Below are 26,136 nucleotides of genomic sequence, written 5' to 3'. Positions count from 1 at the left end.
GGGGGTAAAAATAGAATTCCCCATTATTCTTAAAATTCCTTCAGTTGTATCTTAGCCTTAAACTGAACCGACTACCAAAAACCTTTTCCTGCATTATTTCTCCTCCCAACCAGTTTTAAGTATCTAAATATAAAAACACGTTGTATCAAATAAAGTTTGTTTCTTATCGGGACAAAGCGAGTATACTTTCTATTAGAACCGAGATCGATTCTAGAAAAAATAAACAACCGTTCCCCGATGGCATATCGGAATACGGTTGCTTCCTAAAGACGGTTTTATATTAGTTCAAATCAAATGATAAAAACTCAGGTAGTTGTTGTTCACGCTTGTCGAGCATAATCTGTTCCGGTTTGATGCCCTGCTCACGCAGTACTTTAATGTTCTGAACGAGGAATTCGTCGCTGCCGACAACATAGAAATGTCCATCCTGATCTTTAGCAAGATTTTTCACTTCTTCATAGTAGTCTTTACGATTATCGACGAACTGTGATGTGAACTTCTTGTCAGGATCGGACTTGAAAATATTAGCGAATAAGAAATCATTTGATGAATCGATGTTCAAGGAATGAATTTGATTAACGTTGTCAGCACGTTCGAAATAATCAAGAACAAGCGGTCTGAAAGTTGCTAGGCCCACACCTGATGACAGCAGGTAAACATTTTTGCCTTCTCTTTTAAGCGGTATATTCGAATGAGTTTTAAATATGGCAACTTCATTACCGACTTTAAGATTTCTTAAAATCGTTTTAAACTCAGAGCACTGCTCTCTGATCCGTGTTGTGATACCGATTGAATTCTCGTGCGGTAATGTAGAGATTGACATGTGGCGAATCAGGCCACGGTTTGGTTTATCTCCGGCATTAAAACCTTCTAGTGCGAAGTGGGTGTGGGAACCTTCTTCCCACTTAAAGTCTTCCGGACAGTCGAGCAGGTACGTTTTAACCTCAGGTGTTTCATCAATAATCTTATTTATTTTAGTCCAGTATATTTGCATTATATATCCTCCCTACTCAAGTATATGTATCCTTTTTAATATACAACAAATGATAACGATTCTCAATTAAAAGACTAATTATTTCAGATAATCTAATAAAATAGCCCGTTTGTTGAATCAATATTCTCACCATGCCCATTAGGGAGCTTGGGTTACCTACTCAAATTAAGACCAGGATTAACAAAAACCAGTTGTATTACAGGCTTTAGAATGATGGAAATAATATCTATAAGAGATTTGAATTTATAGATGTCGGAGAATCGGCATGTTTTAAGGGCCATCCTTCACGGAATGGCCCTCTATCCTTTTCTCGCTAGTGTTCAAGTATCGTTCCCGTTGGTCAGCAGCGAGAAACCACCTACTTCGAAATATATGTTTGATGTTTGATTGTAAACTCGGGCTTATTTACGTAATCCGCATAGTTTATGGCTCCTTTAAACTCCAAATAAGCCTGATATCGAAAGCGAACACTGGGCTGTGTAATCAAATCGAGAACTCTATCCTTCGCTACCCATCGGCTGTCGGTTGTTTCTTCAGTGAAAGATAATAATTCGCCACCTATAGGCTCACATACGAAGTCAAATCCAACTTGCGTAGGAACATCAGTCTTGCCGTCATACCATTTCTGAATCCCTGTATTCGAATAGACACCAACTAAACTGCCAACAGAAACATCAATTCCACTCTCCTCTTTGATTTCACGAATCAAACCATCTATCAGATTTTCTCCAACTTCCACTTGTCCACCAGGGTAAACCCAACCACCATCACGAGTTTTTACTAAAAGGACATTTCCTTGCCCATCTTCTACAAATCCACCTGTGGCTACGATATGCGTTGGAAATGGCATAATACTACCTCCTTTCACAGTAACGTTTGTATATTTATTCCACATACTCCTCGCACTTTCCTGGCCGTTAGTTAATGATCCAACTGCTGATAATAACTTGTTAGTTCCACTTGATTATGTAGTAATTCAGAAACTCGTTCAATTGAAAATTCAGATGAAGGTGCTTAATAGTTCTAGTATTCGTATACACTTGTATCGATAAAAACGAAAAAAAGCCGATTCCGGATTGGAATCGACCTCTTGAATTCATTATAGTGTGACAATAATTGGACCATTTTTAGTAAGGATAATCGTATGTTCAATTTGAGCTACATAGCTATTTTTTGTAGCAAAGGTCCAGCCGTCTCCTTTTTGGAATACTTCTTCTTCAAAGGTTGAGATAAATGGTTCAAATGCGATAACCATCCCTTCCTTTAATAATTCATCATCCGTTGTATCGTTGTAATTATATATATGGTCAGGTGCTTCATGTATAGCACGCCCAACACCATGTCCTGTTAGGTTTTTGATGACCGTTAATCCATGCTGTTTTGCTGTCAGGAATACTGCTTTTCCAATTCTACTTTTTCTGGAGCCGGGTTTTGCTTTTTTTAGACCAGCTTCAAATGCTTGTTTGGCAACATCGCATATTTTGGTTAATACTTCTTCTCCTTCACCAACTACAAACGAGATGCCTGTATCAGCGAAATAACCGTTCTTTGAACCGGAAACATCTACATTTACAATATCTCCTTCACGAATAACCCGATCTCCTGGAATTCCATGTGCCACTTCTTCATTAACACTAATACAAGTATAGCCAGGAAAATTATATTCACCTTTTGGAGCTGAAATTGCGCCTTCTTTCTTAAAAAGCTCTTCGGCTATATCGTCAAGCTCTTTTGTCGTTATGCCGGGAACTGTTCTTTGTACCAATTCATCTCGAATAGAGGCAACAATTCTGCCAATTTCCTTCAAACCATTAAAATCTTCTTCTGTTTTTGCAATCATTTCGCTTACCTCACTGTCCTTTATTACCTATATTTGATTTTAAATGTTCATTTTCTTTTTGGTACATTAAATTTCATTAAATAATCATATCCAAAGGAGCGAGTCTTAGCAACTTTTTTGTAAACGTCGCTATGTCAGCAACATAGACGATAGAGTTCACCGTTACTTGTGGTATGGTTCTCCGCGCTGTCAGTAACGGCAAGTTTAAAGGCCATCCTTTGTGGGATGGCCTGACCATATCAAATCTCAACAACAATACTCTTACTCCACTCTTCATTTCACACATATCTGCGATTAATAAACACGTATAATACGTCTATTGAAACATAATCTTTTCATATTTCTCCAAATAATCAATTGGAATAGCAAGACCTACAGTGATAGATTGGTCTCCCTGTGATGTAGTTGTTGTGGCATACACAACTGCAATAACATTCCCTTTATTGTTAATAACAGGGCTGCCGCTGTTTCCGCTATGAATTGGCGCCTGGATCATGAGCATGGGAAGCGGGCGACTCTCTTCTGGGGTTAATCCTATCACTGTGCCTTCAGTCGCGATTCGGTAGAATGCTAGCGGATTCCCAATGACATGAATAGGGTCTCCCTCTTGATACGCTATCTCTGTTTCCAATTGCAGTGTAGGCAGGTTGTTCACATGGTCTCTAATTTTAAGTATGGAGATATCGATCTCGCTGTCACTTACGATAACATCTGCCAGATATGTTTCTCCATTAAGAAATTGGATTATGCCAGCCTTGTCATCATCCATGACATGTTGATTCGTAATAATGAGTCCGTTTGGAGCGATATTAAACCCTGTACCTTTCCGATTGTCGATACTGACGTTGACAACGGCTTCCTTATAATGCTGGATCAGTTCATCTTGTGATAACTGGGAATCCTTTTTCAAAAACCGCAATGTCGGTAGATTATAAATCTGTGGTATAAAAGCGATTAGATTACCGAGTGGCAGAATGGCCAGCATAAGAATAATTGTTTTTTTGATCCATGTTCTTTTGGGTGGGGGATTCAACTCATCCTCTTCATTGTCATCCTCCAGGTTCCAAAATTCTTCTTCCCATTCAACTGGGGTTTCGGTTTCATTTACTGGATCGGCGGGTGTATTTGGATCATTCAGCTCATCGTTACGGATGGAAAATACCTCCCTGCTAATGAGAAATAGAATTAAAAACACGATTCAAGATAATTATACCAAACCTTGGCAGACTTTGACGGAAACGAATGGATATATGTAAGGTGAAATAGAACAAAACCCTTCCACTGAATGAGGAGGGGTTTTGTGTTACGCATTTTAGATTATAAGTCGGCATCGTACAACTGTTTAATAAAAGAATCAGTATTCTTAATATTCTCAATCCAGCTCTTTAATTCAATTACTGCTGTATTATTTAGGTTAACCGTGTCTCCTGTTTGGTATAGAGTTAATCGGCGAGTTTGGTTAATCGAAGTATAGCTTGTTATCCCCTTTTTCGCTAAACTCTTTGCGATTTCAGGGGTGAAAACCTCATGAACATAATTAAACTCAAAGAAAGTTCCAAAAACAGTATCTAGATGCTTGTTGTTGATAACATCCCATCCATGAAGCATCTGTTTAACTTCTCTTGGATTTAGAAGGACCGTTTTATCGTTTTGAGAAATCATAATCAACGATATACGTCCATCTTTAAAAACTTTGAATGTGGCATTTGCTTTAGCGGGTTCTTTTTTTCCTCTAACCATCCAAGTGAATACACAAAGGACTACAAGTGTAACAGGAATAGCTATGTACCATTTAGTTTTTTCAAAAAACTCCATTAAGAAAATAAAAGCTATAACGGAACCCACTAAACCAAAAGAAACTAAACAACCACTAGCAACGGAGCTTTTAACAGTATTTGCTCCGAATAACATTATGAGAACTATCAATATCAGTAAAAAGATAATCATATTTCGTTACCCCCATGATGTAAATTTGTCTATATTTTTGTCGGTAATTATCTAGAAAAAGTTGAGTGGAAAGCATAAACATTTACGATCGTAATGTTGCATAAATCTGTTGAGAAAGACAGGTTGCCAAACCTCTTCATTCGTGAGATAATTATCGTTTTCCTAATAAGAATATGATAGTGTTGGAGGCGTAAGTGTGGAGCGATATCCTTTCTCCTATGATCCGTCAGAACCGTTCGTCAAGCAGGTCGGCGATTGGGTTGCGGATGTTTTTTATGATGTGTTACCTGAACATGGATTTGATGTCCGTGATGAACAAATATTTATGGCTTTCCAATTGGAAAGAGCCTATGCCAACAAGAAAACGATTTTTGCAGAGGCAGGAGTAGGCACGGGAAAAACACTGGTGTATTTGCTTTATGCAGTGAACTATGCAAGATATACACGTAAGCCTGCAGTCATTGCCTGTGCAGATGAGTCGCTCATTGAGCAACTTGTGAAACAAGAAGGAGATATTGCTAAGCTTGCCCGTTATTTGGATTTACAGATTGATGCGCGGCTTGGTAAATCCCCTGATCAATATTTATGTCTCAAAAAAATAGACGGCGTTCGTCTTCAAGATGAAGATGCGGCGGTTATAGAAGACGTGTATGAAAATCTTCCTGATTTTGTTCATTCCCCAGGAACGATGCAATCTTTTTACCCTTACGGCGATCGTAAGGAATACCCACATCTGAATGATGAACAGTGGAATAAGATCAACTGGGATTCATTTCAGGACTGTTTTGTATGTGATAAAAGACATCGCTGCGGCATGACCTTATCTCGTGACCATTATCGAAAATCTACAGACCTTATTATCTGTTCCCATGATTACTACATGGAACATGTATGGACCTATGAGGGTAGAAAAAGAGAAGGTCAGCTTCCCCTGCTCCCGGAACATAGTTCAGTCGTCTTTGACGAAGGACATTTACTTGAATCGGCAGCACAACATGCCCTCAGTTATAAGCTGAAGCATAGTGCATATGAAGAGATTATTACTCGTCTTCTTGATGGAGAGATCAGGGAATCGCTAGCCGAACGAATTGAAGACTCTATTGATCAGAGTCAGCTTGTGTTTTCTCTGATAGCAGAGCAAAGTTCAGCGATACCCGGATCAGATCGAAAAAAAATCCGAATTGATGAGAAGCTTCTCAAAGAACTGAATCGCTGGAAAAGTACAATTGAAGCGATTGATGAAGAACTGGTCTTTGAGAGTGGCTTGCATACGCTTGATGAATATAAGCTGCGTATCGTTGAAGAACATCTGGAAATGATCCAAACTGCGCTTCATCTGTTCCGTGAGCCAGATACTTTCATATGTTGGGCGGAAGAAAATGAGGATGGTGCTACAACACTTGCCATTATGCCGCAAACGGTCAAGGAAGTGCTGGAGGAACGGGTATTCGGACTTCAAATGCCGATTGTATTCTCTTCAGCAACCTTGTCGGTAGATGGATCTTTTGATTACGTAGCAGGAAGTCTCGGAATCAGCGAATATTTATCATTTTCCGTGAACTCTCCGTATGATTACGAGAAGCAGATGAAGCTAATCGCACCGAGTGAACTTCTGCAAGAGGGAGATATTCGGAGTGAGGTTGATACGGCGAAGAAACTGGCCCTGGCAGCCAAGCTGATCAAACGTACCGAAGGACGAGCTCTATTGTTATTTAGAACAATGAACGAGCTTCGCGAGTTTAAGCAAACTGCTTCGCACCATCCATCTTTTGCATCCTATACCATGCTGTATGAAGGTGACCGTGAGATTAGCAGCCTCATAGCTGAGTTCCAAAATTCAGAGGAAAGCGTGCTTTGCGCGGCAAGCCTATGGGAGGGTCTGGACGTACCGGGACCTTCATTATCCAACGTTATTATTTGGTCACTGCCTTATCCACCGGAAGATCCTGTATTTATAGCTAAACGGGAAGCTGCTGAATCAGCATATGAAGAAGTAGACCTGCCATATATGCTGCTTCGCTTACGGCAAGGATTAGGAAGACTCATTCGCTCATCGACGGATCAAGGGATTGCAGCCATCTTGGATGCGGAAATTTTGCTTAATCAGCATGTCAGAGATCGAGTTGAAGCCGTATTGCCGCCTGGAGCTACACTTGAAGTAGAATCGTTGTAGTTAGAACTTCAAATCGTATAAAAGTAAGATGGGAAAAGACCTGTTCTGTAACTCAATTTAAGTCTTAATAGTAGACTTGAAGCGTGTCAGAACAGGTCTTTTTATACTGCATTATGTGTAGAAGAGGGTGAATACAATTCCCGAATGTACTCTATCGCTTATAAATTTGAGTACATTGAGATTAGGGGATCGATGATAAGCTCATCTCAATTATTTTAAAGAAACTTAAAGCTAGAGAATGTTTCTATAGATTGATGAATATAATATTCTTCTAAAAAATCCGCTAAGGTTTTAGGGAATTTAATATCATTAGTTCTTGAACTTAATGAATTGATGATATCAGAAATTTTCAGCCATTCAAAACCTATTTGGCCCGCATCGCTTTGTAACGAGCTTAATTGGCTTCCTACATCGATAGCGCAGTGATAGACAAACTCAAGAGCATGAACCTCTTTCTGAAGAAAGGAATACTCATGATTCGCTGAGATATACTCTCTAACACACAAGATTTTAAGAATTTTAATATTGATGCTAAGCTCTTCCTTACACTCTCGCATGATTGTATAATCTAATGTTTCACCTAGCTCTTGTCCTCCACCCGGTAAAGTATAGTAAACTCCAACATGATCAAGCTTTTTCTTTATTAAAAGTAGCCTACCATCTTGTTCAATAATTGCTTTGGCAGTGATCCTAATCATTGGATACCTCCGCGTAAATAAGTACTAGGATAATAGTCTTTACTATTTATTAGTTAGAGTCTTTTTGCGTTATTAAATCTATGTATCCCATATCCTTTGAAGTCGGAAGCTAATATTGCTTCCCTAAGGGGATATAAATTTGTTGTGAATCTTATATCAATTCCTTTTAGGAGTAATCTCTCCAACAAATCCTCATATTTTTCAACTGTTTTGGGCTTCACGATTTGGCGAGAGATGTAGTAGCCAGCTGTTTTATCAAAAAGCTCAAAACCCTCATCGTCAAAGCTATATCTAAATATGCTTTGTTTTATTATTCTCGTATACCAGTCACTTTCTACTGTAACTATGGTGTTGGCAATTGAATTATTAAAGAAGAGTTGTAAATGTTGGTCTGTTGTTGCCTCATCTTTCCTACACACTATTCGGGGACAATCTCGAGGGAAATAGTACGAAAACTCGTGCTCTTCATCTAGTGCCCAAACTACCGCAGGAAAATCCGGACGATTTTGTTTCTCTTTTGGTACAAAAATATTGATACTATCATCTTCACTGAAGTGAAAAAGCAAGTATACTCCCCCTCATCTCAATTATCGTTATGTACTATAACAATATGAACTAACATTTCTTGTTAGCTTAAACAGCTCCTCATACTTTACAGTACGAGGAGCTTGTGTTAATCATTATTTAGTGGCTTGATAAACGAACTTCTGATCTCCACGTGTCGGCTTTTTTCCATCCTCAAAGTCAGCACAAACACTGACATTGGAAAACCCTATGCTTTCCAAGATAAATTTGAATTCCTCGATTCCGTACCACCGCAACGCAAAGCGTTGCAATTCCGTTTGGATCAACTCCCCACCACGCCACTTTTCATACTTCAAGTAGCTGATACGGTATTGATTGTAAAATAAATCAGCTTCCACACATTTTCCTTCCATTGTGATGATGTCGCCGTTAGGCAAATGATAAGTTGCCGATCCGCCCCATCGCCCCATCTCAGAACTGTTGCAATTGTTATCTGGCAAAAACAGGTCAAGAATCAACTGGCCGCCTGGTTCCAGATGATCATACAATCGATGTAGCACCCGCAGAGACTCTTCCCGTTGTTCAATCAATAAAAATGAGCCTCCTGGGATGATAATAGCCTCATACAGATTAGGTAAAGAAAGTTCCTGTAAGTCGGCCTCATATAAGTTAGTGGTTAGACCACGTTCATCACAACGTCTGCGGCATGAGGCTAACATTATCTGAGAATAGTCCACTCCGTCTACGATCAAGCCAGATTCAAGAAGCGGTATGATTACACGTCCAGAGCCAACCATCGCCTCCAGAATGCGCCCCTTACAATCTTTAAGTTTCTCTTGATAATATTCAACATCTCCGCTGAATGATTGCCCAACTTTCTTGGTTAGATCATAAACCTCCGTGCATAGTTCACCATATTCACTAAAAGACATATTTACTTTCCCTCCGTTTTCGGATTTGTACGGAAGGATCAGGTAAAGCATTTAACCCTTCCGTTCCTCAAAAATAACTGCTTCTATAACGGATTTAATGGTTCTCATGTTAATCACTCGCTTTCAATAAGGATAATCTCATATTACTTCATACTAAAAATTGGGACAACAGTAACTTTCAGTTAATATATATCTAATCGGTAACTGGGATATATTTTGCCCTTTACAGCAGTCGGTACAAGTTCTATCTTTGACTCAGGACACGAAATTGTGCGAATAAAACAAAAAAAGGCGATTTCCGATATGGAATCGACCTCTTAAACTCATTAAAGATAATTCATCATCCGTTGTATCGTTGTAATTATAAATATGCTCGGGTGCTTCATGTATAGCACACCCAACACCTATAAGAAATCAGAGTCCTCTTTGATGTCCCCACTAAATGTCCTTCTCTTATAATCATGGTTATTAAACTCTACTAAAAAATGTTCTCTATGATTTATACAATATTCAATTTGTTCTTTAAAGCTCTTCCAAGTTATCTTAAGTAAAGCCTCTTCAATTGTAAAATATCCAATCTCCAGACTTTCATTCGATGTTCTAAACTCTCCTCCAACGGGGCTTGCTAGAAATAATGTATTAAAGACTGACTCCTTTACATTCTGAAATATCCCGCAAAACTTAATGATTTCTATATCTATTCCCGTCTCTTCTTTAGTTTCCCGCATTACTGCAGAGGATAGTGATTCTTGCTCTTCAACTCTACCACCTGGAATTTCCCATCCTCGCTTAGGTCCATTAATCAATAAAATCTCATTATTATTATTTATCACAACCGCAGCAGCGGTCACTGTATGCTTGGGAGAATTATTCATGAATAGAAGGATTCCTTTCTTTATATGGTGTTATTGATGCATACGCCCTCTTTGAATCCAACCTCTATATATCTGTTTCCCCCGGTTTCCATCCAACTCTTTGACTCCATTGACTGGCTTCGTTCATTATCTTCCAAATAATCGGGTTCTTTCCTTCTACATATTGATGAAGTTCATATGCATGCTTATAAAGTTTCATCAAAGAATACTTCGCTTCAACATATTCATTGCAATATTCTTTATGCTCACGTAAAAAGTCTCTAAATAATAGTGCGAATTGTTCTGACCAACTCCCTATTTCACGAACATGAATATGTGTTCTTTTCATTCCTTCACTTTCACGAAAATAGCGTTTTGTTTTGTCCAAATTGTCAGTTCGATGTATGTAACCTACAGATTCAATTAAAGGTTTATAATTCATGGGTTCTAGGTTTTTTACCGATACTTGAATGTCGACGATCGGCTTTGCAGCTAGTCCAACTATCGATGTAGAGCCGATATGGTCAATTCGTATCGCAATGTCCCCTAATGCCTGCCTAAGTAAACTTCCAGTTCTAATGAATTCATTCTTCCATTTCTCATCGTATGGAACAACGATTATTGGTTCTGCCATGATTCCTCCTAAGGTTTTATCTTTGTGTAGGATCATAACGTCTTATCTACGAATTTCGCAAATAATTCCTTATAAAGAATATTCGCGTAATTACTAAGCTATCCTCTCTCTAGTTGAACAAGGGCAGCCGATCACAATGTTCGGCTGCCCTCCCTTCTTTATTCAATAACGTTTCCCGATCGCCAATGTATGTATCAGGCAAGGGTGATTACTTTACTTTTGCATATATGTTCGTGTTCCTTAATTCGCTTCCATCAACAGAAAGATCTTCATTCCTAATAACACCTTCCAGGTCAAACTTCAACCTTTCGGGAATCATCTTGCTTTTCGTGTTTTTAGTATCACAACGTATCTCTAATCGATTTGCATTCAGGTGATTAAAAGCAAAATCAACGATACCTTGTACAGCTTCAGTCATATAGCCCTTCCCACTATACCTAGTATCAATCCAGTACCCGATCTCAAACTTCCGAACTTCCCAGTCAATGCTGTGTAAGCTTGATGAGGCTATAAATTGCTCAGTATCCTTCAAAAATACTAGCAGCCTTAGATTTTCTCTACTTAGAAACTTAATATGTGCTTCTCTTATCCCAAGTTCTGAATTATACTCGGTATGCTTTTCCTGAGCCCATTTCATCCAAGGCTTTAACTCTTCAATCGAAGCATTTACAGCTTCACATACTACCTTGCCATCACCGGGTCTAGGCGTTCTAATTAGTAGACGCTGTGTAAAAAACTCATCCGGAAAATCAATCATGATCGGATTCATAGACTCACCTCTATTTATCTTCATTGAGTTATCATGTCCCGTGAGTACAATAACCTCAACATTTTAACTATAATAAATACTAACCTACTCCATTAATCTTTAGGAGGAAGACTGTAAACCACTTCTCCTTTTTCATTGAGGAATTCGAGTACTGGAACATCGTTAGCATCTATAAGTAAGCGAATACGTTCTTGTCCTTTGCTGTCAGCTAATTTGACTCCAACAGAACCATCTTGAGACCGATCCATTCGTGCTCTGGTCACTCCACTTGGTCGATCATAAAGAACATTGCCATACATACGGTCTCCTAAAGTATTCTCGTGAAAATACGTTTGTATAACTTGGTCGCCCTTATAGCCATCAAAAGTCAATGAGGCCATCGATTCCGTTTTCCCTGCATATTTCCCGTCAAATTCTTCAGAAGTGTATGTTCTGCTGCCAAAGACTAATCCACCGCATTCATCACCATCGTGGTTATAAAATAACATTCCGGACCCTGGAATTATCCCTGACCTAGTTAAAGTTTTTCCATCTATTATAGGATCCGGAATACGATCACTATTGAATAAAGTCATTCGTAAATTTCCTTCCTTATCGACAATATTGATTTTTTCAACATCTAGCTCAACCATTTTTTCTTTTTCATTCGACATATCTACCATTCTCCTCTTTTTGAAATTGAAAATATCAACTTCTGTAGTTATTGTCTATTTCCTTCTTTTATTCAAAATTCATCCATCAAATACATTCACAACCATTCTATGAACATCGTATATCGTATTTTAGATCGAAGTCCGCCTCAGAGCGGATGTTACCGATTCAGGTTTGTAGTATACTTCTTATGATTACTCGACTTATCAGATATTCATAGATTAACGAAAAGATCTTTGAATATATGAAACTTCGTATAACACCGAATTTTACGGCGATAAAATATGTAAGCGAACTTGGTCGACAGCCATCCAAGCGTGCCCCAAACCACGCATCGTGCTCACAGGGAGAAGTGCTTACGATGTACTGGAACAGAATTCGAAAGGTGGAACTTCCATGAAAATAATCAGTTCAAATACTCAAAAAGAAGTAAAAAAAAGGAGGATACCCAAGTTTCCTCTACCACACATTTCTTCCCTTGATTCAGGCTGGAAGGGAGCTGTTCTTGCGTTATCTCTTATAACGTTATGTCTAGTGTTCGTGCAAGCATACTCTTATCTTGGATCACGGGGTATTGTGGATTATTTGGTAGGAACCGTTCTGTCCATAGTTGCAATCCTGATTATTACGGGTATCATTGCCGGGTTGCTGCATTGGGCGAAAAAAATGCCCTCTCGCTATGTGTGGTTCATGCTTGCATCGTTTTGTTTGCTGCTGATCAGCTTTTTAGGATCCATGCCGCTGACACTGTTTGTTGTTTTTTGCATTATCCTATCTTCTTCACTGCTTGGAGGCTTGCTTTATCGCTTCATAAAGGGAGCATATCGCGAGGCCACGAGATGGGTGAAAACAACGGCAGCCGTTGGCGCTACTGCTGTCTTGATTTTGATCTGCGTTCTGGGTTACTGGCTCACGAGCGGCGGTCATGCTGAAATTCAGGTTCTCTACCCGCTGCAAGCCTTCAAAACATCTGAGCAATACCAAACATCAACGGCCAATCCAGCGGAACCCGGGGCTTTTCGTGTACAAACCATTACGTATTCAAGTGATCCAACGTACCGCAAGGATCTTGGCGTCGAAGAACGACTGATAACAGAATCCGTTGACGGCTCGGCCTTTGTGGGTAACTGGAGTTCTCGGCGAACAAACACTTTCGGCTTTGGTCCCGAAGCCATGCCGTTAAACGGCACGGTCTGGTATCCTGAGGGCGATGGCCCCTTCCCTCTCGTGTTAATCGTGCATGGTAACCATCTCGCGACCGATTTTTCCGATCCGGGGTATGCCTATTTGGGCAAATTGCTGGCGAGTCGTGGGTATATCTTGGCTTCGATTGATGAGAATTTTCTGAATAGTTCTCCGTATGACGATCTGTTAGTTCTCGACGGATTGGAAGATGAAAATCGCGCTAGAGGTTGGTTGTTACTGGAGCATCTGAAGACGTGGGATAAATGGAACACCGCTGAAGGAAATCCGTTCTATGGAAAAGTGGATATGCAACATCTCGCGCTAATAGGGCATTCCAGAGGAGGCGAAGCCATTACTACGGCAGCGTCTTATAATGAATTGACTACATACCCTGAGGATGCAAACATCAAGTTTGACTACCATTTCAACATTCGTTCCCTTATCTCGATCGCCGGTACTGACATGCAGTACAAGCCGAGCGGGCAGCCTATTGAACTCCAGAATATCAACTATTTGGCCCTACACGGTTCTCACGATATGGACGTTAGCTCTTTTGCCGGCGCAAATCAGTATTATCGCACCCAATTCACGGAGAACAATAAGTTTTTCAAATCTTATGTATATATCTATGGGGCGAATCATGGACAGTTTAACTCGGAATGGGGAAGAACCGATGCTGTAGGATTTGGAAACATGCTGTTTAATAACGCCGAGCTTCTACCCGGTGAACAACAGTTTCTCGCGGCGGAAGTGTTGATCTCTTCCTTTTTGGAAGCCACGCTAAAGGACAATGACCAGTACCGAATGGTGTTTAAAGATCTTGGATACGCCAGGGAATGGCTCCCCGAAACGATGTATGTCAGTAATTATTGGGATGGCAACACCACCATGATCAGCAGCTATGAGGAGGATTACGATCCTGGGACTACGACGTTGCCCGGTGGACGTTTGGAAGGCGAGTCACTCAAAGTCTGGAAGGAAGACAAGGTGAAAATGGAACATACGGATGACCAATACAGCGCGGTTTCCTTGGAATGGGATAACACGGCGGCTCCATCCATTCCTGCCTATAAGGTCATTTTGCCCGATTCGGCAATCGATACATCTGAAGGAAGTAGCATCGTGTTTTCCATAGCTAACAATGATACCGATCGTAAGACAGGCGATACCAACGCGTTGGTCGACTTGACAGTATCCGTGGAAGATGAAGACGGAAACGTTAGCCGATTGCCGCTTAGCCACGTCTCTCCCCTTCTACCCATGTTTGAAGGTGTCCTAGCCAAGCGACCGTTTGGTTTCTTACAAATGACCAAGGAGCCGGTGTTTCAGAACTTTTCATTCAATGTGTCCGACTTTATCGAAGCCAACTCCAATTTTATGCCGCAGCGGATCAGCAAGATCAGCTTTATTTTTGACCAAACGGCAAAAGGCAGCATCTTGATGAAGGACATCGGTATCCATAACGATAAGTTCTAAACAGGTAGTTATATCAACGGATAGACTAGTTAATTAAAGAATCCTTCCCGTTAGCACAACGACGGCAACCGATATGGCCGGTTGCCGTCATGTTATGCATGAGCTAACGTTTCCCGATAGCTTAATGTGGTTAGATCAACTTGCTCTGTATTTTAATGTGCCGTAAAGATAAGATAAACTAACTAAACCTAGACAAATGATTTTTGCAATGATAGATATATCAACAACTAAACTAAGTACAATAACTAACATGAGCATAATCGTACTGCTGCCTTTAAAATTAAATTTCCCTTTTTTTATTTGATAAAAATATGCTCCAATTATAAAAAGTGAATAACAAATAAATACAACTGATAACATTTAATAGCTCACCTCTCCTAAATAATAACAAAAAGAGATGAGAGGAAAACAACTCAACTCCTTATTCTATCTCGCTAATTGCTCCATCTGCAGCAATAACAAGCCGATCACCGTGTTATCGGCATCCTCTTATTCACCTACATCCATCTTATGATTTGATGCAATAAAGAATTTCTTCTTCTACGATTTCTCCTACCTCTCTTCATTTTTTCCTTTTTTTGAAGAAATCGAACTTGATCACATAATCAAAGAGAGTGGTGATTACAACAGCTCCAAGTGGAATCATTGCGTATGCCCAGGGCGGATTATTGGGTGCTTCACCAGGGGGTGCATCAATTAAAAACTCATAAAGAACAACACAGTAAATTACGGCCAATATAATACCTGTTATATTCCTATCTTTTTTATGCATAGCTATTTCCACCTCCCTTAACATGAACAACCACTAAAAATAAATTCTCTTATGAAAGTTCAAATAATTACATTGCTTTCATTGTATTTAAACCATTTTCATTTCGGGTAGACACTATTTTAAATAAAAGCCATAACTTTCCCCCTCATTTCAGCCCACAATTATGGGCATACCATATGTATCATATAACGTCTAATCCATGAACTTCGTAATAAACTCCATAATGTAGAGTATTCACGAATTTATTCAGCTATCCTGCTCTTTGGCTTTAATCGGCTATGAATGAAATGCACAAGATTTATTTGGAGGTCGAGTAAAATTGCACATTATGCACACTTTTCTTTTGTTAATTAGTATGTTTATAAATGGATGTGAACAAGAAGCGAATCTCCCTCTCCAATTACATATTGAGAAAAAACAATCTGCTACAGAAACTCAATTGGTCTCAGTCAACACAGAATCTATTCCTATCGTGATGTACCATTCGATTAGCAACAATCAATCTAATTCGCTTACTGTGCACTCAGAAGTATTTTATAAACAGATGGAACACTTAAAGAATTCCGGATATAATACCATCACGTTCAAGGATTTAATGAGTTGGAAGACGGATCAATCGCTCCCGGACAAACCGATTTTGATTACTTTTGATGATGGCTATTTAGATAATTTTACAGTCGCTTACCCAATCTTAGAAAAGCTTCAAATGAAAGCAACAATATTCGCCACCAGTGATTATATTGGTTCACCTAATCACTTGAATTGGAGTCAAGCAAAGGAAATGGAACAATCTGGTATCATTGAAATTGGTGTGCATACCCGCCATCATGTAGATTTGACAAAAAGCAACCAGTTACAACTTGTGGACGAAATTTCGGGAGCTAAACAAAGGTTGGAGAAGGGATTAGGGCATCCCATCATTGCTTTTGCTTATCCTTCCGGTAAATTCAATAAGAATGTCATTCAGGTCGTTAAGCGTGCTGGATTTGAGTTTGCCGTAACGACAAAACCGGGCTACGCCGAGAAGAAACAGGGATATTTAACTCTTCATCGCGTTCGAATACCTGGCGATCAGTCATTGGCTGCTTTTATTCGAAAATTCCCTTGATATCCTGACCGTTACTCAATAAAAAATGGAGCAGCTGCCAAATGGCAAACTGCTCCTTTCTGTTTTTAACTAATGTATCCCGTTAGCTTGATGAATAACTCGTTTAATCAGCTCGCCTTTGCGAATTTCGTGCTTCGTACCGATGCTACAACGTATACGAAGAGCGATGTCCAGATGAGCGCGAAGCCGAAAAGTAGAACCGGCGAGACTGATTCCTTGAACACAAACACGCTTAATAACAGCATGATCGTCGGCCCGATGTATTGTACGAAGCCGAGTGCGGACAGCGACATTCGGGCGGCCGCCCGCGCAAAAAAGAGCAGCGGCAGAGCTGTTACCACGCCGGAAAGAAGTAGTTCGACGAACATGGGTGCAGGCAGCGTCCATGCCGTAGTCTTTCCCACAGCGGCCAAGTAGATCCAGTATCCGAGCGCGAATGGCAGGACTACAGCCGTCTCCGACAGTAAGCCTATAGAAGCGTCTTGCACGATCTTCTTTTTCACGAGACCATACAAACCAAACGACACGGCTAGTGAGATCGCGATCCACGGGAACCGCCCGTAGTCGATGGCGATGATAAGTACCGCAGCACCAGCAATGGCAATCGCAATCCATTGGCCGCGGTTTGGTTTCTCATGAAGGAAGACGACCGCGAGCAGCACGTTCAATAGCGGGTTCAAATAATAGCCAAGACTTGTCTCTACGACATGGCCGTTGTTAACCGCCCAGATGAAGATGAGCCAATTCGCAGCGATCAGCAGTCCACTGGCGGTGAGCGGCAACAGGAGCGAGCGGCTAGTCGCAATCCGCTTCATATCATCCCAGCGGCGCTGGATGGCGACGATAATACCCACAAAGACGAACGACCAAACAACCCGATGTGATAGAATCTCGCCTGCTGGAACATCGTCAAACAACTTCCAATAAAGTGGGAGAACCCCCCACATGATATACGCGATAATAGCGTTGACTAACCCATTATTCATAATTAATTCCCCTCTTCTCATTCGATGCCTGAACGAATTATACGCCTCGATCCTCGCTTAAGTAAAGGGAATACTTGAGATTTGAAACGATTGAAAGTGCTCTCAATTGTTCATACCATCATACTACGTCATCCTAAAGTTACCCTTGGAAACAACAACAGTTCAGCAATAAATCGGAAGTTGAATTTAACCGATTATGTCTACCGTTGAGAAAAAAATATACTTGTATTTGAAAATTTTTCTTGCTCTATAGCTCTTAGCCTGCTAATATGATGATGCATGATTTTTGGAAAGCGAATATTCAGCTCTTATTTAGGATCTTTCCAAGCAGATAATCTTTGACCACTTCCCTAAGGAAGTTAAGGCCATACGGACAGCCGGGTCAAATGCCGATTGGCAACTTCGTTGCCTTATTGATTGAGTTAAAAGCTCAAATTTTATAAGTTGGTTACTTTACAACCAGTGCACATGCACACAACTTGTGAAACGGTCAATAAGAGTGGTAAAAGTAATTATTTGCTATATAGACTCTGATCCTAACAACGTATATTTGAATATTAAGAGCCTTTCCATGAACGATGAGTTTTGTGATTGACTGACGAGCACGTATGAGGTTTGTCTGGTCATGTTTATTGGGACTTTCTTATTATTTGACTATATCGAAGCAAGTGTGATGCGCGTGATGCGTGTTTCGCTTGCTTTTTTTGTTGCCGTTTTTACATTTACAAAATTAATTTGGAATAGGGGAATGGAAAATGGGAAAAGCACTAGTCATTGGCGCCGGCGGCGTAGCATCTGTAGCAATACATAAATGTGTTCAAAACAGCGAGGTATTCGAAGAAATCTGCATTGCAAGCCGTACGAAGTCCAAATGTGATGAGCTGAAAGCAAAATTGGACGGCGGCAATACTAAGATTACAACTGCACAGGTAGATGCCAACAACGTAGACGAGTTGATCGCTCTCATTAACGAAGTTAAACCGGATATCGTCATGAACCTCGCTCTGCCTTATCAAGATTTGACGATCATGGATGCTTGTTTGGCCACCAAAACGCACTACATGGATACAGCTAACTATGAGCCGGAAGATACGGCGAAATTCGAATACAAATGGCAATGGGATTATCGCGAACGTTTTGAAAAAGCAGGAATTACGGCTCTTTTAGGAAGCGGATTTGACCCAGGCGTAACGGGTGTGTTCTCCGCCTATGCACTGAAACACTATTTTGATGAAATCGAATATATCGATATTCTGGATTGCAACGGCGGGGATCATGGTTATCCTTTCGCAACCAACTTCAACCCGGAAATCAATATCCGTGAAGTGTCCGCTAATGGACGCTACTGGGAAAATGGAAAATGGATCGAAACAAAACCGATGGAAATTAAACGCGAGTATAACTTCGCAGAAGTCGGTCAAAAAGACATGTACCTTCTGTATCATGAAGAGCTTGAATCCCTTGCGCAAAACATGCCTGGACTGAAACGCATCCGTTTCTTCATGACTTTCGGTCAAAGCTATCTCATGCACTTAAAAGCGCTTGAAAACGTAGGAATGACCTCCATCGAACCTATTGAATACGAAGGAAAACAAATCATTCCGCTTCAATTCCTGAAGGCTGTGCTCCCGGACCCTGCTTCCCTTGGACCTCGTACAGTAGGTAAGACGAACATCGGCTGTATCTTTAAAGGGAAAAAAGACGGCCAAGACAAGACTTACTATGTCTACAATGTGTGCGACCACCAAGAGTGCTATAAAGAAGTTGGCTCCCAGGCCATCTCCTATACAACGGGCGTACCTGCCATGATCGGCGCGGCAATGGTCATGACCGGCAAATGGAATAAACCGGGTGTATTCAATATCGAAGAGTTCGATCCGGATCCATTCATGGAAGAGCTGAATAAATGGGGACTTCCATGGGTAGAAGACTTCAATCCGGTGCTTGTGGACGCATTGCCTGAGGAAGCTAAACAGTTGGAGCCCGTTCGCTAATATGAGGTTCGAGGAATTGCCGACACCCTGTTTCGTAGTCGATGAAGCACTCATTGAAAAAAACTTACGCATTCTGAACAACGTTATGCAGCGTACGGGAGCCAAGATTGTTCTTGCGCAAAAAGCTTTTTCCATGACCGCCATGTATCCCCTCATTGGACAATACTTGAGCGGTACGACTGCGAGCGGTTTATTCGAAGCAAGGCTGGGTCACGAAGAAATGGGCAAAGAAACTCACGTCTTTGCCCCTGCCTATCGTGAAGATGAAATGGATGAAATTGTTTCCATTTGCGATCATATCATCTTTAATTCCTTATCTCAGCTGGAAAAGTTTAAAGGAAAAGCCCTTGCAGCCGGAAAAAAGGTAGGTCTTCGCATTAACCCGGAATGTTCAACGCAAACGGGACATGAAATCTATGATCCCTGCTCACCGGGGTCCAGATTTGGTGTGAAACGGGAAGATTTCCAGCAGGAACTGCCAGAAGGCGTTACGGGACTGCACTTCCATACCCTATGTCAACAGAACTCGGACGATTTAGAGACTACGCTGAATGCAGTAGAAGAAAAGTTTGGGTCATGGTTGACACAGATAGAATGGATCAATTTTGGTGGTGGTCACCATATCACAAGAGATGACTATGATATCCCAAAACTCGAAGCTTGCATTACGCGAATGCAGGATAAATACGGTTTGGAAGTCTACCTTGAACCCGGAGAAGCAATCGCGTTAAATGCGGGCTATATGGTAACTTCCGTACTGGATATCCATAAGAACGGTATCGAGATTGCGATCGTGGACACGTCAGCAACTTGCCATATGCCGGACGTTCTGGAAATGCCTTATCGTCCACCCCTTGTCGATTCGGGTGAACCTGGGGAGAAGCCATACACCTATCGGCTTGGCGGTCCGACCTGCCTTACAGGCGATGTTATCGGAGACTATTCCTTCGATGAACCCTTGAAGAGCGGTGACAGATTGGTATTCGAAGACATGGCGATCTACTCCATGGTCAAAACCAACACCTTCAACGGAATGCCGCTGCCCTCAATCGCCGTTCGGGAGAAAGACGGTAATTGCCGCATCGTGCGTGAGTTCGGCTATCAGGATTTTAAAATGAGACTTGCTTAATGATAAAAAAAGACTCAACTCTGTAATCCAGGGTTAAGTCTTTTTTTACATTTTCACCGTGATATGACCGGGAGCTTTCCCCTTTGAACGGTTGCTTCGTATTATTTAAATTCTTCATTCTCTAATATAATAACTTTTTTCTCATTAGAGGATCTTCTTCCTATTGTATATACTGAATCTCCATGTTCATCTATCCCGTGGAAAATGATTTTTCCCGCATCATCTTTAGTTAATTTATTGAAATAGTTAACGTTTAATATTTCTTCTTTAGTTAGTTTTCGTTCTGACTGGGTTATTTCTTTTAAGTGATAAGCAGCTGCAAGAGCTGTTGTATGTGTCCCACCATAGTCATTATAGATATAAATCATGATATCATCCTTATATTTTTATCATAACTATTATGGTCAATAAATTTAGTTTCAAATCAGCTGTTTATCTGTTAGTAACAACAATTCCAGTAATCGACGGTACATCTTTTTAGCCTCTCGTTCATATTCTCCGCAATTCAAATGATTCGCCTGGTGCTAATACACGAATGCGTTCGGGATTTACAACTCGGCCCACAAGTGATTTGGGATCACCGTTAAATGCATCCATATCAGGAGCATCTACACTCCCCCAATGTGACAAAATCAGATTAGTGTCCGGATAGGTATTCGCTAGTTTGATAGCATTATCCAACCCTATATGCCACGATTGATCAGAAAAGTCAAAGAGTATTGCATCAGGTACTGGCATTTTCAAATGTTCATCTAGCAGCCTAGAATCCCCAACTACCCATATAGAACCATCAGGAGTACTTATATAAAAACCGCAAAAATCTTCAAATTTAAAGACTCGGTTTTGATTCTCCAGCTCATTTTGCCACGCATGGTCGGCGGGTGTTAATTGAACATGAATATGATTGATTTGAAATGTGCCATAAATATCATGACCACAACCGCCATATATCTGTTCTTCAGTCATTAATTCGGCAACATATTTAGTAGTATGATAAGTATCGCATACCGCATTCAGCGCTTTACATGTCTCACGACTAAAATGATCATTATCGCAATGAGTAATTAATATTGAATCCAGATACGGAACATTGTCCGGTGAAATAGGCATATCAATTAACATGGGCATATCAAAACCGATTAAGACAGGATCGATCATAACGCATGTTCCGCGACTATTCATAAATAATCCTGAATTTCCTAACCAGCGAATGATAATAATATACATTTTCTCGAAGGCTTCTTTTCTAAATGGTTGTGTTTTTGGTGCTATAGCTTGAGTTTTATATTCTTTCAATTAGAGCTCCCCTTTTTTCACTTACTTGTTGTTATCATATACTTCTAACATAACATTTAATCTATATAAAAGAAGCCTCGAATAAATTCTCGAGGCTTTCAGCTTTGTAACTAATAAACAGCAATTGGCCCATATGGCCCTTCAATAATTTCTATTTTTGTTTCAAAAATATCTGTCAAAACATCTGGTTGCATAACCTCTTCTACTGTTCCAAAAGCGGCAATTTGACCATCTTTCATAGCACAGATTCTATCAGAATATTTGGCTGCAAAATTAATATCATGCAAAACCGTTAGAATGGTTCTTCCAAACTCATTAGCAGCTTGCCTTAAATGCTCCATCATTTGAACAGAACGAGCAACATCAAGATTGTTAAGAGGCTCATCTAATAGTACATATTCCGTTTCTTGACACAAAACCATGGCTACATATGCCCTTTGCCTCTGACCACCCGAAAGCTCATCTAAATATCTATTCTCTAGATCAGTCAATTCTAAAAAATCGATATATTTAGAAATAATAGCCTCGTCCTCTTTCGTTAATCTTCCCTTTGAATAAGGAAATCGTCCAAATCCAACAAGTTGTCTAATCGTCAGCCTTGTTACAAAATGATTTTCTTGTCGTAAAATAGTTAATATTTTTGCTAAGTCTTTAGATTTAGATTCAGAAACATCCATATTTGCCACCTGAATTTGGCCTTCATCCATGTCCAAAAGTCTTCCAATCATCAAAAGTGTCGTAGACTTTCCAGCACCATTGGGTCCGATTAAAGAAGTAAGACCAGCTTTTGGTATTTCAATATTCAAAGGTCCTATTTTCACTTCATCCGTATACAACTTTCTAACATTATCAATCTTTATCATAAGGCCCTCTTCCTTAAAATCACAATTAAGAATATGATTCCACCAAATAGTTCGATAATAACTGAGACTACACCTTGAGCATGGAATACATGATACATAAAAAAGTATGCACTCGTTATGATCAAAAATCCTATAGCAAGAGCCATAGGAAAAATATATCTGTGATCATAAGTTGGCGCTGCTTGATAAGTCAAAGTTGCAACTAAAAATCCGTAGAATGTTAGTGGTCCAATCAACGCTGTTGAAATTGACATCAAAATAGCAACTAATATAAGCGTATAAATTATACTAGATTGATATTTTACTCCAAAAGTAGTTGAGACATCCTTACCCAGCGATAAAACATTTAATTTCTTAGAATAAGCAAGAAGTAATAATGCCACAATGATTACCATCGGAATGACAACGGGAAAATATTGTGGATCTGCATTATTCACAGAACCAAACAACTTTGCCTGTAAAATATCAAATTCAGAAGGCGCAAGAAGTCTTCTCATAAAAGTTGACACAGAATTCAGCCCAGTTCCAATAATAATTCCAACCAAAAGCATAAGTTGCAAATTTCCATACTTACCGGACAGCAACCATCCGTACAGGATCAAACTCATCAAGACCATAATAACAACTTGAAATAGAAAAGGCCCAATACCCGTAAAATTGATCAATGCACCAGCGCCAAACAAAAATATAGTACTCGTATGAATTGTTGAATAAAGTGATTCAAAACCTAAAAGTGAAGGGGTTATGATCCTATTACTTGTAATTGATTGGAAAGCAACGGTCGACAGACTCTGACAAATAGCAGCAATGATCATTGCAATAATAGCTACGATCCTTCTCTTAACTACAGGAATAAAAGAAGGGGAATCTATTGGAACTGGGTTGTTATAAACTAAAAGTCCGTATGAAGAAAAGATGCCCAAAACAATCAATGTTATCAGCAAAATCCAATAACGTTTTTCTTCTTTCTTAGAACGAAAAGCTCTAGCTGATCTATTTTTATTTTGGAGGCTAGAATCGATTTCGACATTTTCATTCATTCTATATTCCAATGCGCTCATCTTAGCCTCCTTGGCTTTCTTTGTCTCAATAAAATAGAAATAAATACGACTGCCCCTACTGTTCCAAGAATTAAAGAAACAGGTACTTCAAAAGGCATTATGATTGTTCGAGAAATGATGTCACAAACCGTTATCGTACCCATTCCTAACACACATACCCAAGGCAGATTACTTCTCAGATCGTCTCCCCTAAACATAGAAACAATGTTAGGTACTATTAAACCTAGAAAAGGCAAGTTTCCAATAACAGCTGCAACAATACCAACTGCTATAGAAATAAGACCTGTTCCCAATAGAACGATCCGATTGTAATTAACTCCAAGACTTGTCGCAACATCTTCCCCTAATCCAGCTAAAGTTAATCTGTTAGCAAAAATAAAAATAAGAATAGTTACGATAACAATTAGCCATAGATATTCATATCTTCCAACTTGAACTGCTGCAAAAGAACCTACAAACCATGATTCAATATTTTGCGTCATTTGAAAGAGGAGTCCAATAAAAGTGGAAACTGCAGATATGACTGCTCCAAGCATCAGTCCAATAATCGGAACAATTAAAGACGAACGAAGTTTAACTCTTCTTAAGAACAAAAAGAAAATCATCGTTCCTATAAAAGAGAACATGATTGCCCCCGTCATTCTTAGAACTAGTGTTGGTGCAGGAAATAATAAGTAAACAACAAGAAGTCCTAACCCCGCCCATTCAATGGTTCCGGTTGTGGTAGGTTCAACTAAGCGATTTTGTGTAATGAGCTGCATTACAAGTCCTGCCATGGACATAGCGGCTCCTGTAAGCATAAGGGCAGCTGTTCTTGGAACACGAGTGATGTAAAACATATCCCTTCCATCTGCTTGTCCGCGTATGTCATAAACTCCAGTAAACAGTGAGATAATGCCTAAAATAATAACAACGATAATCGCAAATATAAAAGGTTTGGTCCATATCTTATTGTGGTTAGAAAGCTGGGGTTGAGAATTATTCTCAACCCCAACAATTACATTTCTCGACACTATGGTTATGCTCCTTTAAACTACTTAGCTAAAGTATTTGCAAGGTTTTCAAATATCTCAATAAACGTTTGAATGGATTCATTGGTGTAAGTGTCATTTGGTGCATAAACAATCTGTCCTTTAGAAACAGCAGTTACATTTTGAAGAGCAGGTGAATTATCAATAACATCCTGAGCAGGAACGGCATCAGTTGTAGAAGATACTGCAGCATCACGATCTAGTACGAATAGCCAATCAGGATTACTTTGTGCAATAGCTTCAACTGAAATATCATCACCTTTATGATCTGAAGTTGCATTTTCAATTTCTAAAGCTGGTTTCCATCCGAAAATTTCATACATAGGTCCCCAAACACGTCCAAATTGAGGAGCTGAAAAGCCAATATTCCCACCAGAAACTTCAACACCCATAATTGTATCTGATCCATTATAGGCAGACTTCGCATCTTCAATCGCTTTATCGAAATCAGCTACCAATTGTTTAGCTTCTTCATTTTTATCAAATATTTGCCCTAAAGTAATTGTAGCATCTTTAAATCCTTGTACTAAGTTCTCCCCTGGTTTTTCTGCTTCCTCAGAGACATCAAAATTCAGATCAATAACAGCTGCATTTGGCACTAATTTTTTTATATCTTCATAATACTTAGCAAATCTTTGACCGATAATGACAAGTTCAGGATCTGCAGCTGCTAAAATTTCAAGATTTGGCTCACGGTGATTCCCAATATTTTGAACAGATTCATCACTAACATATGGTGATTCCGCAGGCATAACATCCTTTGGTGCAGCGGCTAATTTAATATCCCAATCAGCTAAAGTTTCAAAAGTTCTACTATCTAATGAAACTACATTCTTAGGGTTTACAGGAACAGTAACAGTTCCATGGGCATCAGTGATTTCAACCGTCGTAGGCTTAGCAGCCTCTTCAGTTCCTTTAGTTTCAGTAGTCTTTTGCTCTTGATTAGTATCATTACTTCCGTTACTTTCCTTACTTGAATCTGAGCAAGCTACTAACATCAAAGTCAAAATTGCCAGAATACCGATTAACTTTAAAAACCTAGTTTTTTTCATGCTTCTACCCCTTATTATGTAATTTATTTGAAAATGATAAAGTCTATTGATTAGGATGGATCGGAATTGCTATCGATCCTAATCGCTAATGATAATCATTTTCATTTGAACGTTCTGTTGATTAGTATAGTCTTTAATTATGTGAAAATCTTGTGAGGGATGTCGA

Annotated in this window: 25 protein-coding genes and 1 pseudogene; 5 read left to right on the top strand and 21 right to left on the bottom strand. The window is 39.8% G+C overall.

What is annotated here, in order from left to right:
- Nucleotides 1-280 precede the first annotated feature (280 nt).
- The 5 genes from ACFQV5_RS02315 to ACFQV5_RS02295 form a co-directional block, all read right to left on the bottom strand.
- Nucleotides 281-994 (bottom strand): dihydropteridine reductase, encoded by a 714-nt coding sequence (locus ACFQV5_RS02315; protein ID WP_379243243.1) that lies wholly within the window; start codon nucleotides 992-994, stop codon nucleotides 281-283.
- A gap of 358 nt (nucleotides 995-1,352) precedes the next feature.
- Nucleotides 1,353-1,844, bottom strand: a complete 492-nt coding sequence (locus tag ACFQV5_RS02310) for an NUDIX hydrolase (RefSeq protein WP_379243241.1) — start codon at nucleotides 1,842-1,844, stop codon at nucleotides 1,353-1,355.
- A 249-nt stretch (nucleotides 1,845-2,093) separates the two neighbouring features.
- The gene (map, locus tag ACFQV5_RS02305) at nucleotides 2,094-2,834 is read right to left on the bottom strand and encodes a type I methionyl aminopeptidase (protein ID WP_379243239.1); all 741 of its coding nucleotides are present in this window, start codon (nucleotides 2,832-2,834) and stop codon (nucleotides 2,094-2,096) included.
- Between the two features lie 316 nt (nucleotides 2,835-3,150).
- Complete coding sequence (locus tag ACFQV5_RS02300; RefSeq protein ID WP_379243237.1) at nucleotides 3,151-4,029, bottom strand: S1 family peptidase; 879 nt, start codon at nucleotides 4,027-4,029, stop codon at nucleotides 3,151-3,153.
- Nucleotides 4,030-4,151: 122 nt separating this feature from the next.
- Entirely contained in the window at nucleotides 4,152-4,781 is a 630-nt protein-coding gene (locus ACFQV5_RS02295; protein ID WP_379243235.1) for a hypothetical protein, read from the bottom strand.
- Nucleotides 4,782-4,977: 196 nt separating this feature from the next.
- Between ACFQV5_RS02295 and ACFQV5_RS02290 the strand changes: the two genes are divergently transcribed.
- Nucleotides 4,978-6,954: an ATP-dependent DNA helicase gene (locus ACFQV5_RS02290; RefSeq protein ID WP_379243233.1), complete on the top strand. Its 1,977-nt coding sequence runs from the start codon at nucleotides 4,978-4,980 to the stop codon at nucleotides 6,952-6,954.
- 215 nt (nucleotides 6,955-7,169) lie between these two features.
- On the opposite strand, the gene ACFQV5_RS02285 is transcribed toward ACFQV5_RS02290, so the two are convergent.
- The 7 genes from ACFQV5_RS02285 to ACFQV5_RS02255 form a co-directional block, all read right to left on the bottom strand.
- The gene (locus tag ACFQV5_RS02285) at nucleotides 7,170-7,652 is read right to left on the bottom strand and encodes an NUDIX domain-containing protein (RefSeq protein WP_379243231.1); all 483 of its coding nucleotides are present in this window, start codon (nucleotides 7,650-7,652) and stop codon (nucleotides 7,170-7,172) included.
- Nucleotides 7,653-7,705: 53 nt separating this feature from the next.
- Nucleotides 7,706-8,218 (bottom strand): DUF6886 family protein, encoded by a 513-nt coding sequence (locus ACFQV5_RS02280; RefSeq protein ID WP_379243229.1) that lies wholly within the window; start codon nucleotides 8,216-8,218, stop codon nucleotides 7,706-7,708.
- Nucleotides 8,219-8,332: 114 nt separating this feature from the next.
- The gene (locus tag ACFQV5_RS02275; RefSeq protein ID WP_379243227.1) at nucleotides 8,333-9,109 is read right to left on the bottom strand and encodes a class I SAM-dependent methyltransferase; all 777 of its coding nucleotides are present in this window, start codon (nucleotides 9,107-9,109) and stop codon (nucleotides 8,333-8,335) included.
- 404 nt (nucleotides 9,110-9,513) lie between these two features.
- Nucleotides 9,514-9,984: an NUDIX hydrolase gene (locus ACFQV5_RS02270; protein ID WP_379243225.1), complete on the bottom strand. Its 471-nt coding sequence runs from the start codon at nucleotides 9,982-9,984 to the stop codon at nucleotides 9,514-9,516.
- 64 nt (nucleotides 9,985-10,048) lie between these two features.
- Complete coding sequence (locus ACFQV5_RS02265; RefSeq protein WP_379243223.1) at nucleotides 10,049-10,597, bottom strand: GrpB family protein; 549 nt, start codon at nucleotides 10,595-10,597, stop codon at nucleotides 10,049-10,051.
- A gap of 208 nt (nucleotides 10,598-10,805) precedes the next feature.
- Nucleotides 10,806-11,366, bottom strand: coding sequence for a GNAT family N-acetyltransferase (locus tag ACFQV5_RS02260; protein WP_379243385.1), 561 nt, complete (start codon nucleotides 11,364-11,366; stop codon nucleotides 10,806-10,808).
- Between the two features lie 92 nt (nucleotides 11,367-11,458).
- Complete coding sequence (locus ACFQV5_RS02255; RefSeq protein WP_379243221.1) at nucleotides 11,459-12,019, bottom strand: hypothetical protein; 561 nt, start codon at nucleotides 12,017-12,019, stop codon at nucleotides 11,459-11,461.
- Between the two features lie 532 nt (nucleotides 12,020-12,551).
- Between ACFQV5_RS02255 and ACFQV5_RS02250 the strand changes: the two genes are divergently transcribed.
- Nucleotides 12,552-14,678 carry an alpha/beta hydrolase family protein gene (locus ACFQV5_RS02250; RefSeq protein ID WP_379243219.1) on the top strand — a complete coding sequence of 709 codons (2,127 nt, stop codon included), beginning with the start codon at nucleotides 12,552-12,554 and terminating at the stop codon, nucleotides 14,676-14,678.
- Between the two features lie 135 nt (nucleotides 14,679-14,813).
- On the opposite strand, the gene ACFQV5_RS02245 is transcribed toward ACFQV5_RS02250, so the two are convergent.
- Entirely contained in the window at nucleotides 14,814-15,038 is a 225-nt protein-coding gene (locus ACFQV5_RS02245) for a hypothetical protein (RefSeq protein ID WP_379243217.1), read from the bottom strand.
- A gap of 202 nt (nucleotides 15,039-15,240) precedes the next feature.
- Nucleotides 15,241-15,450 (bottom strand): hypothetical protein, encoded by a 210-nt coding sequence (locus ACFQV5_RS02240; RefSeq protein ID WP_379243215.1) that lies wholly within the window; start codon nucleotides 15,448-15,450, stop codon nucleotides 15,241-15,243.
- A gap of 355 nt (nucleotides 15,451-15,805) precedes the next feature.
- Between ACFQV5_RS02240 and ACFQV5_RS02235 the strand changes: the two genes are divergently transcribed.
- Nucleotides 15,806-16,558: a polysaccharide deacetylase family protein gene (locus tag ACFQV5_RS02235; RefSeq protein WP_379243213.1), complete on the top strand. Its 753-nt coding sequence runs from the start codon at nucleotides 15,806-15,808 to the stop codon at nucleotides 16,556-16,558.
- Nucleotides 16,559-16,665: 107 nt separating this feature from the next.
- Here the strand turns inward: ACFQV5_RS02235 and rarD are convergent, their stop codons facing one another.
- Entirely contained in the window at nucleotides 16,666-17,544 is an 879-nt protein-coding gene (rarD, locus tag ACFQV5_RS02230) for an EamA family transporter RarD (RefSeq protein WP_379243211.1), read from the bottom strand.
- Nucleotides 17,545-18,299: 755 nt separating this feature from the next.
- On the opposite strand from rarD, the gene ACFQV5_RS02225 reads away from it, so the two are divergent.
- Both ACFQV5_RS02225 and nspC read left to right on the top strand, forming a co-directional pair.
- The gene (locus ACFQV5_RS02225) at nucleotides 18,300-19,538 is read left to right on the top strand and encodes a saccharopine dehydrogenase family protein (RefSeq protein WP_379243208.1); all 1,239 of its coding nucleotides are present in this window, start codon (nucleotides 18,300-18,302) and stop codon (nucleotides 19,536-19,538) included.
- Between the two features lies 1 nt (nucleotide 19,539).
- Nucleotides 19,540-20,667 carry a carboxynorspermidine decarboxylase gene (gene nspC / locus ACFQV5_RS02220; RefSeq protein ID WP_379243206.1) on the top strand — a complete coding sequence of 376 codons (1,128 nt, stop codon included), beginning with the start codon at nucleotides 19,540-19,542 and terminating at the stop codon, nucleotides 20,665-20,667.
- Nucleotides 20,668-20,792: 125 nt separating this feature from the next.
- Here nspC and ACFQV5_RS02215 read toward each other — a convergent pair.
- From ACFQV5_RS02215 to ACFQV5_RS02190, 6 genes and pseudogenes are all read right to left on the bottom strand, one after another.
- Nucleotides 20,793-21,035: pseudogene (locus tag ACFQV5_RS02215) on the bottom strand (DUF3189 family protein); the annotation flags it as partial.
- Between the two features lie 121 nt (nucleotides 21,036-21,156).
- Complete coding sequence (locus ACFQV5_RS02210; protein WP_379243204.1) at nucleotides 21,157-21,963, bottom strand: MBL fold metallo-hydrolase; 807 nt, start codon at nucleotides 21,961-21,963, stop codon at nucleotides 21,157-21,159.
- Nucleotides 21,964-22,073: 110 nt separating this feature from the next.
- Nucleotides 22,074-22,826, bottom strand: a complete 753-nt coding sequence (locus tag ACFQV5_RS02205) for an iron ABC transporter ATP-binding protein (protein WP_379243202.1) — start codon at nucleotides 22,824-22,826, stop codon at nucleotides 22,074-22,076.
- Nucleotides 22,823-23,887 (bottom strand): iron chelate uptake ABC transporter family permease subunit, encoded by a 1,065-nt coding sequence (locus ACFQV5_RS02200; RefSeq protein WP_379243200.1) that lies wholly within the window; start codon nucleotides 23,885-23,887, stop codon nucleotides 22,823-22,825. Before ACFQV5_RS02200 ends, ACFQV5_RS02205 begins: the two co-directional genes overlap by 4 nt.
- A complete protein-coding gene (locus ACFQV5_RS02195) occupies nucleotides 23,884-24,900 on the bottom strand; it encodes an ABC transporter permease (RefSeq protein WP_379243197.1) in 1,017 nt (338 codons plus the stop codon). The genes ACFQV5_RS02200 and ACFQV5_RS02195 overlap by 4 nt, the downstream gene beginning before the upstream one ends.
- Before the next feature lie 20 nt (nucleotides 24,901-24,920).
- Nucleotides 24,921-25,970 (bottom strand): siderophore ABC transporter substrate-binding protein, encoded by a 1,050-nt coding sequence (locus tag ACFQV5_RS02190; RefSeq protein WP_379243195.1) that lies wholly within the window; start codon nucleotides 25,968-25,970, stop codon nucleotides 24,921-24,923.
- Nucleotides 25,971-26,136 lie beyond the last annotated feature (166 nt).

This window comes from Paenibacillus sp. GCM10028914, from assembly GCF_042666275.1.
Classification (GTDB): domain Bacteria; phylum Bacillota; class Bacilli; order Paenibacillales; family Paenibacillaceae; genus Paenibacillus_AQ.
Note: the sequence above shows the minus strand (reverse complement) of the source record. Positions and strands in the feature narration are given on the sequence as shown.